The following is a 10327-nucleotide window of genomic DNA, read 5'->3' on the forward strand; positions in this document are numbered from 1 at the left end:
CTCCCGCCCCCGGCGCCCCCGGTGCCGCCGCTGAGCCCCCCCGCCCCTGGGGCCGCCGCTAATCCTCCCGCCCCGGATGCCGCCGCTGAGCCCCCGCCCCCGATGCCGCCGCTGGCGAGGCGCCCCCCTCGCCCCCTTGCACCACTGCGGGCGCAGGGCGCCACCCTCACCCCCGAACCGCCGCCCCACCGTCACTGCGGGCAGTCGTGCCGCAGGGCGGCACGGGTGGGCGCAGCGGCACCCCGCCGGCGCGGGCGAGCGAAACCCACCCGACCCGCACCACAACACCCTTGCCCTCGCACCCCCTCACGCCCCACCCCCCTCACACCACCCCCCACCACCCCCACCGCACCCCCGCAAGAGACCCCCGCGGCGTACCCTGACCACCAACATCAGACGACCGCACATGACGACCGCACAGAAGGAACCCACATGCCGCTCGAAGCCGGTCTCCTTGAGATCCTCGCCTGCCCGGCCTGCCACGCCCCCCTTGAGGAGCAGGACACCGAGCTGATCTGCACGTCCCAGGACTGCGGCCTCGCCTACCCCGTCCGCGACGACATCCCCGTCCTCCTCGTGGACGAGGCCCGCCGCCCGGCATAAGCCCCCACGGGCCCGCGGACCCGAACCCCGCGCCCGACCTCACCCCACCCCACCCCACCCCATCCACCCCCCACCCCACCCGACCCCAACCCCCAGCCCCCGCGCGGCAAGCGCAAGCGCACACACCCGGCCAACGGAGGCTCCCTCCCATGCTCGACGAGTCGCTGCTCGACACCCCCGAGGCCCTCGCGGGCGCCGACACCCGCGGCCTCCTGCGCGGCGCGGCCGAGGCGGGCGCCCGAGTCCGCACCGCGGCCCGGCACGCCGTCGAGGCGGGTGTCACCGCCCTCAAGCCCGACGGCCGCCCCCGCGCCGTCCTGATCGCCGGCCCCGGCGCCGCCGCCAACTGCGCCGCCGACCTCCTCGGCACCCTCGCCGCCCCCGCCGGCCCCGTCATCCGCCTCGCCCCCACCGGCGTGGCCCCCGTCGCCGGCGCCCTGCGCTGGGAGCTTCCCGGCTGGTCCGGCAATCTCGACCTGCTGCTCCTCGCCACCCCCGACGGCACCGAACCCGGCCTCGGCCTCCTCGCCGACCAGGCGTACCGCCGCGGCTGCACGGTCGTCGCCGTCGCCCCCGCCCACACCCCGCTCGCCGACTCCGTCGCCGCCGCGCACGGACTGTTCGTCCCGATGGCGACCGCCCCGTACGAACAGGACGAGCCCGAGGAACTCGCCGCCTCCGCGCCCGGCGTGCTGTGGGCGCTGCTGACCCCGCTGCTCGTCCTCCTCGACCGCATCGGCCTGGTCACCGCGCCCCCGGAGGCGCTGGAGAGGGTCGCCGACCGCCTCGACCGCATCGCCGAGCGCTGCGGCCCCGCCGTCGTGGCCTACAGCAACCCGGCCAAGACGCTCGCCGCCGAACTCGCCGACGCGCTCCCGGTGATCTGGACCGAGGGCAGCTCCGCAGGCCCGGCCGGCCGCCGTTTCGCCGCCGCGCTCGCCGAACTCGCCGGCCGCCCCGCCCTCGTCGCCGATCTCCCCGAGGCGCTCGCCGCGCACAGCGCCCTCCTGGCCGGCCCACTGGCCGCCAGCGCCGACCCCGACGACTTCTTCCGGGACCGCGTAGAGGAGCCGCCCGCGCTGCACGCGCGCGTAGTGCTGCTACGGGACCGCCCGCTCGGCGGCCTCACCGCCGCTCCCGCCGCCCGTGACCTGGCCCTCAGCCACGACACGCCGATCAGCGAGCTGGAACCCGAGCCCGGCGCCGAACTGGAGACCCTCGCGGAACTGATCGCCACCACGGATTTCGCCGCCGTTTACCTGGCGCTCGCCACGGGAGCATCCCCTGGACCAGCCACCCCCTGACCGCCGTACGACTCCCCACCACCCCCGAACCACCACCCCGGCACCCCCCGCCCCCCGCCCGCACCACGCACCACCGCACCACCGGCAGAGAGACCCGAGAAGAACAGATGGACCGCCTCGACAACACCGTCCGCCCCTACGCCTGGGGTTCCACCACCGCCATCCCGCACCTGCTCGGCATCGAGCCCAGCGGCGAACCACAGGCGGAGATGTGGATGGGCGCCCACCCCGGCGCCCCCTCACGCACCCCGCGCGGCACGCTCGCCGAGGTCATCGACGCCGCCCCGGAGCGGGAACTGGGCGCCGCCGCCGTCGCGAAGTTCGGCCCCCGCCTCCCCTTCCTGCTCAAGCTCCTCGCCGCCGGCGCCCCCCTCTCCCTCCAGGTCCACCCCGACCTCGCACAGGCCCGGGCCGGCTACGAGGACGAGGAGCGCCGCGGCATCCCCGTGGACGCCCCGCACCGCAACTACAAGGACGCCAACCACAAGCCCGAACTCATCTGCGCCCTCACCGAGTTCGACGGCCTGTGCGGCTTCCGCGACCCCGCGCACGCCGCCGACCTGTTCGAAGGACTCGGCGTCGCCGCCCTCAAGCCGTACGCCGACCTGCTGCGCGCCCACCCCGAGGACGCCGCCCTGCGCGAGGTCCTCACCGCCGTCCTCACCGCCGACCGCGACGACATGGCCCGTACGGTGACGGAGACCGCCGCCGCCTGCGACCGCCTCGGCGGCGCCTACGCCCCCTACGCCGACATCGCCCACCACTACCCCGGCGACCCCGGCGTCCTCGCCGCGATGCTCCTCAACCACGTCCGCCTGCAACCCGGCGAGGCCCTCCACCTCGGCGCCGGCATCCCGCACGCGTACCTGAACGGCCTCGGCGTCGAGATCATGGCCAACTCCGACAACGTCCTGCGCTGCGGACTCACCCCCAAGCACGTCGACGTCCCCGAACTCCTGCGCATCGTCCGCTTCGAACCCACCGACCCCGGCGTGCTGCGCCCCGAGGCCGACCCGGACGGCGAGGAGGTCTACGAGACCCCCACCGACGAATTCCGCCTCTCCCGCCACACCCTCCCCGCAGGCGCCGCCGCCCACGACCTCACCCGAGCCACCCCGCAGATCCTCCTCTGCACGGCCGGCACGGTCCGCGCGGGCGACGAGGAACTCACCCCCGGACAGTCCGTCTTCGTCCCCGCGGGGGAGCGGACCGAGATCTCCGGCCCCGGCACCCTGTTCCGGGCGACGATCACGGTCTGAGACCGCGCCCGGGAGAAGTCGCCAACCCGGCCGCCACCGCCGTACAAGGCTGCAACAATGGCCGACCGTCAGAACACGGACCGGGCCCACGCCGGGCCCGGCCCCACGGCGGGCGACGCCCCGGACACCGGCGGCGTACGTACGAAGGGACCACGCGACCCAATGAGCGCGTCAGGCGGCACCAAGGCGATCGTGGCGGCACTGTTCGCCAACCTCTCGATCGCGGTAGCGAAATTCGTGGCGTTCCTCTTCAGCGGCTCGTCCTCCATGCTCGCCGAGTCGGTGCACTCCGTCGCCGACTCCGGCAACCAGGGGCTGCTGCTCCTCGGCGGCAAGCGCGCCCAGCGCGAGGCGACCCCGCAACACCCGTTCGGCTACGGCCGTGAGCGCTACATCTACGCCTTCCTCGTCTCGATCGTGCTCTTCTCGGTCGGCGGCATGTTCGCCATCTACGAGGGCTACGAGAAGATCAAGCACCCGCACGAGATCGAGCACTGGTACTGGCCGGTCGGCGTCCTCGCCTTCGCGATCATCGCGGAGACCATCTCCTTCCGCACGGCCATCAAGGAGTCCAACGCCCTGCGCGGCCGGCAGTCCTGGAAGGAGTTCGTCCGCCACGCCAAGGCACCCGAACTCCCGGTCGTCCTCCTGGAGGACCTCGGCGCCCTCGTCGGCCTGTTCCTCGCCCTCGGCGGCGTCGGTCTCGCCCTGCTGACCGGCGACGGGATCTGGGACGGCATCGGCACCCTCTGCATCGGCGTCCTCCTCATCCTCATCGCGCTCGTGCTCGCCGCCGAGACCAAGTCCCTGCTGCTCGGCGAGGCCGCGGGCCTGGACCAGGTCAAGCAGATCGAGGCCGCCATGGTCGACGGCACCACGGTCACCCGCGTCATCCACATGCGCACCCTGCACCTCGGCCCCGAGGAACTCCTGGTCGCCGCGAAGATCGCCGTCCAGCACGACAACACGGCCACCGAGATCGCCACCGCCATCGACGCCGCCGAGTCCCGCATCCGCGCGGCCGTCCCCATCGCCCGCGTCATCTACCTGGAACCCGACGTCTACAGCGACACGGAAGCCGCCAAGGGCCCCGACCCGAAAGCAACCCCCGGCGGCCCCACCCCCCACTGACCCGACCGCACCCCGGCAAGGCCCGGCGGCGCCAGCCCCCCCGGCCGCCGCCGGACCGACCCCGCCCCCTCCCCCCACACCTCCGCCGGGGGCCTTGCTCACACCACCCCGCGCGCCACCACCCCGGCCTCCCCCCTCCGCCGTCGCCCGACCTCCGCGGCGATCCCCACCCCCGCCCCCACCAACAGCGCGCCCGCCCCTACGCCCGTCCCCACCGCCAGCAACACCGCCCGCCCGGAGTCATCCACCACCCGCCCCTCCACCGCACCGACCGGCACCGTCCCCCCGTGATCACCCGCGTGGAAGCGTGAGTCGTTGGCCGTCTCCCGCCGGTCACCCAGCAGGAACAGCCGCCCCTCCGGCACCCGCACGTCATACGGCGCCCCCACCCCGTGGGCGATCCCGTCGAACACATACGGCTCCGCCAGCACCCGCCCGTTCACGGAGACCGCCTCCTCCGCACCCACCCCCGTGCAGCACACCACCCGGTCCCCGCCCACCCCGATCACCCGCTGCATCACCAGCACACCCTCGCCGTGCCGCCCCGGCATCGAGAACAGCACCACGTCCCCGCGCCGCAGCCCACCCCCACCGACCCGCTCGTACAGCACCGAGTCCCCGACCCCGTACGACGGAGCCATGCTGTCGCTCACCACGGACGTCAGGCGATATCCACCGAGCAGCCCGACCGCGCACACCACCGCCAGGACCAACCCCACCGCCGCCACCCCGTACGCCCCGGCCGACCCGCTCCGTAACACCCGAGCCCCACCCATACGCACTCCCTCCCGATCGCCGCGGCAGCGTACAAGCCACCGACCACCCCCGGCCCAACCCCCCTCCCCACAGACCCAAACCATCGTTTTTCAGCCCCGCGGCCCCTCCCGATCGGCACGAACTCTTCCCCGGCGGACTGGGGACGGCCGGTGCGTCCGGTGTAGCTTGGGACGGAGCCAGACGTCGCTGCTGATGGCGGTCGGGCGGTCCCTGGCGGACCGGCCGAGGGAGAGAGGGCCTCCGACGGACTGCGCTGCGCGCACGCGGGCATGCCTGTGTCCCTGGTCGGGGCACCCCTGTGTCCGCCGCCGCGCAGACCAGCCGTACCCACCTCCCACCGATCCCTAGGAGCAGTTCGCCATGACGACTGTCGACCACCGACAGGACTTCAAGGTCGCCGACCTCTCCCTGGCCGACTTCGGCCGCAAGGAGATCACCCTCGCCGAGCACGAGATGCCCGGCCTGATGGCGATCCGCAAGGAGTACGCCGAGGCCCAGCCCCTCAAGGGCGCCCGCGTCACCGGCTCCCTCCACATGACCGTGCAGACCGCGGTCCTCATCGAGACCCTCGTCGCCCTCGGCGCACAGGTCCGCTGGGCCTCCTGCAACATCTTCTCCACCCAGGACCACGCCGCCGCCGCGATCGCCGTCGGTCCGAACGGCACCCCCGACAACCCCCAGGGCATCCCCGTCTTCGCCTGGAAGGGCGAGACCCTCGACGAGTACTGGTGGTGCACGGAGCAGGCCCTGACCTGGCCGAACACCCCCACCGGCGGCCCGAACATGATCCTGGACGACGGTGGCGACGCCACCCTCCTCCTCCACAAGGGCGTCGAGTACGAGAAGGACGGCAAGGCCCCCTCGCCCGACACCGCCGACTCCGACGAGCACCGCGTCATCCTGGAACTGCTGAACCGCACCCTGGGCGAGACCCCCCAGAAGTGGACCCAGCTCGCCTCCGAGATCCGCGGCGTCACCGAAGAGACCACGACCGGCGTCCACCGTCTGTACGAGATGCAGCGCGACGGCGTCCTCCTCTTCCCGGCGATCAACGTCAACGACGCCGTCACCAAGTCGAAGTTCGACAACAAGTACGGCTGCCGCCACTCCCTGATCGACGGCATCAACCGCGCCACCGACGTCCTGATCGGCGGCAAGACCGCCGTCGTCTGCGGCTACGGCGACGTGGGCAAGGGCTGTGCGGAGTCCCTGCGCGGCCAGGGCGCCCGCGTGATCATCACCGAGATCGACCCCATCTGCGCCCTCCAGGCCGCGATGGACGGCTACCAGGTCACCACCCTGGACGACGTCGTCGAGACGGCCGACATCTTCATCACCACGACCGGCAACAAGGACATCATCATGGCCTCGGACATGGCCAAGATGAAGCACCAGGCGATCGTCGGCAACATCGGCCACTTCGACAACGAGATCGACATGGCCGGCCTCGCCAAGATCCCGGGCGTCGTCAAGGACGAGGTCAAGCCGCAGGTCCACACCTGGACCTTCGCCGACGGCAAGGTCCTCATCGTGCTGTCCGAGGGCCGCCTGCTGAACCTGGGCAACGCCACCGGTCACCCGTCGTTCGTGATGTCCAACTCCTTCGCGGACCAGACCCTGGCCCAGATCGAGCTGTTCACCAAGCCCGACGCGTACCCGACCGGCGTCTACACGCTGCCCAAGCACCTCGACGAGAAGGTCGCCCGCCTCCACCTGGACGCCCTGGGCGTCAAGCTCACCACTCTCCGCCAGGAGCAGGCCGACTACATCGGCGTGAAGGTCGAGGGCCCGTACAAGCCGGACCACTACCGCTACTGATCCACCACGGCCGCCGAGCCGCACCACCGAACCGCCCGGGGGCGGCGAGGTTCCCGAGGACAGGCCCCCGCACCCCCGTGCCGGGGGCCTGTCCCGTCGGATCCCCTCAGCCTCCCCGGGCCCGCACCGGCCGGCCCGTCAGAACCCAGGACCCCCATGCCCCGCGGCCGATATTCGCTCCTCGATCCGCACGATCACACCCCCTTCGCCGAAGAACACTTCCACTGCGCCCCCGGCCCCTCCGGCTGGCGCTACGTCTCGCAACTCACCACCCCTTCCGGCGACCACCGAGGCTCCGTCGACCTCACCCTCGACGCCCTCGGCCGCCCCATCCGTGTCGAACTCCACGCGGCGGGCTGGCAGGTACGCGGCGCCGCCCTCGACGGCATCACCTGGGTCCGAACCGACCCCACCGGCACCCATGCCACCGAAGGCAACGTGCGCGCCCACGCCTTCACCGGCACCTCCCCCGCGTTCCTCATCGCCACCGCCCGGCTCCTGCGCCTCACCCCTCTCTCAGCCGCGACCCGCGTCCGCCTGGTCGCCCTCACCGACCCGGTCCTCGCCCCGCGCACCGTGGACCAGTCCTGGACCTTGCTGAAAAGAGAAGCACACGCCACTGACAACGCCCCCCTGACCGTGGACGAATACCAGGTCACAGCCCTGGACACCGGCGACCGGCACACCGTCCACATCGCCGGGGACGTGGTCCTGGCAGCCCCCGGGATCGAGCTGGAGGCCCTGGAGTCACCGCCGTCGGTGTTCGACGAGCAGGACGACGCCTAAGCCGGCGGAGCGAACCCGGTGGAGGGCCGATCCGAAGCCGAAGCCGAAGACGACGGCGAAGCCGCGGACGAGGACGGGGACGAGGGCCCAGCCCCAGTCGAGGCCACAGTCGAGGCCACATCCGAAGGTGCCGCCGACGGCGAAGGCGCAGAGGGCGCAGAAGGCGCGGAAGGCGCAGAGGGCGCAGAGGGCGCGGAAGGCAAGGACGCGGCATCGGACCACCGCTCCACACCCCCGCGCGCCCCCACCCCATCCACGCCCACCCCATGCCCAGCCGGCGCATGCCCACCCGCCCCGTGCGCCGCCGCCCACCGGGCCTCCCGAACCTGCCGCTCCTGAAGCACCGCCGCCAGATACGCCGCCGGAGGCACCCCCTGCGGCGCCGGAGCCCCCGTACGCGCCGCGACATCCGCCGCCAGCCGCTCGGCCATGGCCCACCCGACCCGCGGATCCAGCTGCTGCATCCGCGTCAGGTACTGCCGTACGGCGAGCCACAGACCATCCGGCACCGCGGACAGGTCCAGCCCCTGGAACCGTCCGGCCAGCCACGGCGGAGGCGGCGGCGGGAACCCGGTCTGCCCGGCGGGCACCCGCTCCCGTACGACCAGCGTCCCCGCGAACACGTCACCGAGCCGCCGCCCCCGCTCGGACACCAGCGAGGCGATGCACGCGACGACCCCGAAGGTCATCAGGATCTCGATCATCCCGATCCCGCCGCGCACCAGCGCGTGCCGGAACCGGATCGGACCGCCGTCGTCGCGCACCACCCGCAGCCCGACGGCCATCTTCCCCAGCGACCGTCCGTGGGACAGCGTCTCCACGGCGATCGGCACCCCCACCAGCACCAGGAGGAACGACGCGATCGAGAGCGCCGTCTGCGCGGCATCGTCCAGCGACCCCGAAGCGAACATCAGTGCGATACTCACCACGAGATACAAGGTGAAGGCCACGACGAGGTCCAGCAGCACCGCCAGCGCCCTGCTCGGCAACTTCGCCGGGCGCACCTCCAGCGCCACCGCCTCACCCGTCACCAGCTCGTTCACGCCCGATGTCCTTCCCCTGGCCTGCGTACGGAGCGATCAGTCTGCCAAGCTGAGAACGCGGAGCGTCGCAGTACGACAAGCTGACATCCACCAGGATCCTTCACGATCCTCCGACGAACAGTCCGACGAACAGCCGGGGAGCAGACACACCGATGGACCTCGACGTCTTCGTCACCGCCCATCGAGCGGAGTGGGACCGCCTCGACACCCTGCTCCGGCGCCGCCGTCTCACCGGCGCCGAGGCCGACGAACTCGTCGCCCTCTACCAGCGCGCCGCCACCCATCTCTCCCTGATCCAGTCCAGCGCGCCCGACCCCCAGCTGACCGGCCGCCTCAGCCAACTCGTCGCCCGCGCGCGGAGCGCCGTCACAGGCACCCGCCGCGCTTCCTGGCGCGATGTCACGGACTTCCTGGCCTACGGCTTCCCGGCCGCCGTCTACCGATCGCGCCGCTGGTGGATACCGACGGCCCTGCTCTCCACCCTGGTCGCCGCGCTTCTCGGCTGGTGGGTAGGTGCCAACCCCGAGGTCCAGGCGTCCCTGGCCGCCCCCGCCGAACTCCGCGAGATGACCCGCCCCGGTGGCGAGTACGAGACGTACTACTCCAGCCACCCCGCGGCCTCCTTCGCCGCCCAGGTCTGGACGAACAACGCGCAGGCCGCCGCCCTCTGCCTGATCCTGGGCGTCTTCCTGGGCCTGCCCGTCCTCTGGGTGCTGTTCCTCAACATGCTCAACCTGGGCATAGGCATCGGCCTGATGGCCTCCGCCGGCCGCCTCGACATCTTCCTCGGCCTGGTCCTGCCGCACGGCCTCCTGGAACTCACCGCCGTCTTCGTCGCCGCCGGCACCGGCCTACGACTCGGCTGGACCGTCATCGACCCGGGACCGCGCACCCGCCGCACCGCCCTCGCGGAGGAGGGCCGAGCCGCGGTCGGCATGGCCATCGGCCTGGCCCTGGTCCTGTTCATCTCCGGGGCCATCGAAGGCTTCGTGACCCCGTCCGGCCTCCCCACCTGGGCCCGCATCAGCATCGGAGTCGCCGCCGAGCTGGCCTTCCTGGCCTACGTCTACGTCCTCGGCGGCCGTGCGGCGCGCGCGGGATCCACAGGCGACCTGGACGCCGCCGAACGCAGCGCGACCGTGCCGACAGCGGCCTGATCCCCACGGCACCTGCCTGATGTGCGGACAGGTCTGCTGAGCTGCTAGTCTCCTCTTCGCCCCGCAGGAGCCGTTGACACGGCGCCCCAGGGGAGGTAGATTCGAACAGTTGCCTGGAACTGGATACGCTCCGGTCGGCAGCAGGCAGAATCTACTCGCCACTTGAAGTCACCTCTTCGTTTTTACGGGATTCGGCTTCGATGTGGCGTCCCCGATGAAATCGGAAATGGACGGCCGGTCAGACCGGCGGAAAGCTTCTGATAAAGTCGGAACCGCCGGAAAGGGAAACGCGAAAGCGGAAACCTGGAAAGCGTCCGAGGAAATCGGGCCGAGAAAAGGTCTGATAGAGTCGGGGACACCGAAGGGAAGCCCGGAGGAAAGCCCGAGAGGGTGAGTACAAAGGAAGCGTCCGTTCCTTGAGAACTCAACAGCGTGCCAAAAGTCAACGC

Annotated in this window: 9 protein-coding genes; 7 read left to right on the forward strand and 2 right to left on the reverse strand. The window is 72.1% G+C overall.

Annotation, left to right across the window (positions count from 1 at the left end):
• Nucleotides 1-432: 432 nt before the first annotated feature.
• From ACIQNG_RS16950 to ACIQNG_RS16965, 4 genes are all read left to right on the forward strand, one after another.
• On the forward strand, nucleotides 433-603 hold the full coding sequence (locus ACIQNG_RS16950) for a Trm112 family protein (protein ID WP_401439910.1): 171 nt from the start codon (nucleotides 433-435) through the stop codon (nucleotides 601-603).
• Between the two features lie 149 nt (nucleotides 604-752).
• Entirely contained in the window at nucleotides 753-1907 is a 1155-nt protein-coding gene (locus ACIQNG_RS16955; RefSeq protein WP_401485671.1) for an SIS domain-containing protein, read from the forward strand.
• 107 nt (nucleotides 1908-2014) lie between these two features.
• Complete coding sequence (gene manA, locus ACIQNG_RS16960; RefSeq protein ID WP_401485673.1) at nucleotides 2015-3166, forward strand: mannose-6-phosphate isomerase, class I; 1152 nt, start codon at nucleotides 2015-2017, stop codon at nucleotides 3164-3166.
• Between the two features lie 162 nt (nucleotides 3167-3328).
• Nucleotides 3329-4297, forward strand: a complete 969-nt coding sequence (locus ACIQNG_RS16965) for a cation diffusion facilitator family transporter (RefSeq protein WP_401485675.1) — start codon at nucleotides 3329-3331, stop codon at nucleotides 4295-4297.
• Between the two features lie 98 nt (nucleotides 4298-4395).
• On the opposite strand, the gene lepB is transcribed toward ACIQNG_RS16965, so the two are convergent.
• On the reverse strand, nucleotides 4396-5073 hold the full coding sequence (lepB, locus tag ACIQNG_RS16970) for a signal peptidase I (RefSeq protein WP_401485677.1): 678 nt from the start codon (nucleotides 5071-5073) through the stop codon (nucleotides 4396-4398).
• 361 nt (nucleotides 5074-5434) lie between these two features.
• On the opposite strand from lepB, the gene ahcY reads away from it, so the two are divergent.
• Together ahcY and ACIQNG_RS16980 are read left to right on the forward strand one after the other, a co-directional pair.
• Nucleotides 5435-6892 carry an adenosylhomocysteinase gene (gene ahcY / locus ACIQNG_RS16975; RefSeq protein ID WP_401439918.1) on the forward strand — a complete coding sequence of 486 codons (1458 nt, stop codon included), beginning with the start codon at nucleotides 5435-5437 and terminating at the stop codon, nucleotides 6890-6892.
• Between the two features lie 156 nt (nucleotides 6893-7048).
• Nucleotides 7049-7678, forward strand: coding sequence for a hypothetical protein (locus tag ACIQNG_RS16980; protein WP_401485680.1), 630 nt, complete (start codon nucleotides 7049-7051; stop codon nucleotides 7676-7678).
• Here ACIQNG_RS16980 and ACIQNG_RS16985 read toward each other — a convergent pair.
• Nucleotides 7675-8721: an RDD family protein gene (locus tag ACIQNG_RS16985; protein ID WP_401485683.1), complete on the reverse strand. Its 1047-nt coding sequence runs from the start codon at nucleotides 8719-8721 to the stop codon at nucleotides 7675-7677. The genes ACIQNG_RS16980 and ACIQNG_RS16985 overlap by 4 nt on opposite strands.
• 152 nt (nucleotides 8722-8873) lie before the next feature.
• On the opposite strand from ACIQNG_RS16985, the gene ACIQNG_RS16990 reads away from it, so the two are divergent.
• Entirely contained in the window at nucleotides 8874-9878 is a 1005-nt protein-coding gene (locus tag ACIQNG_RS16990) for a stage II sporulation protein M (RefSeq protein WP_401485685.1), read from the forward strand.
• Nucleotides 9879-10327: the final 449 nt, after the last annotated feature.

This window comes from Streptomyces sp. NPDC091377 (genome assembly GCF_044757045.1).
Lineage (GTDB): Bacteria > Actinomycetota > Actinomycetes > Streptomycetales > Streptomycetaceae > Streptomyces.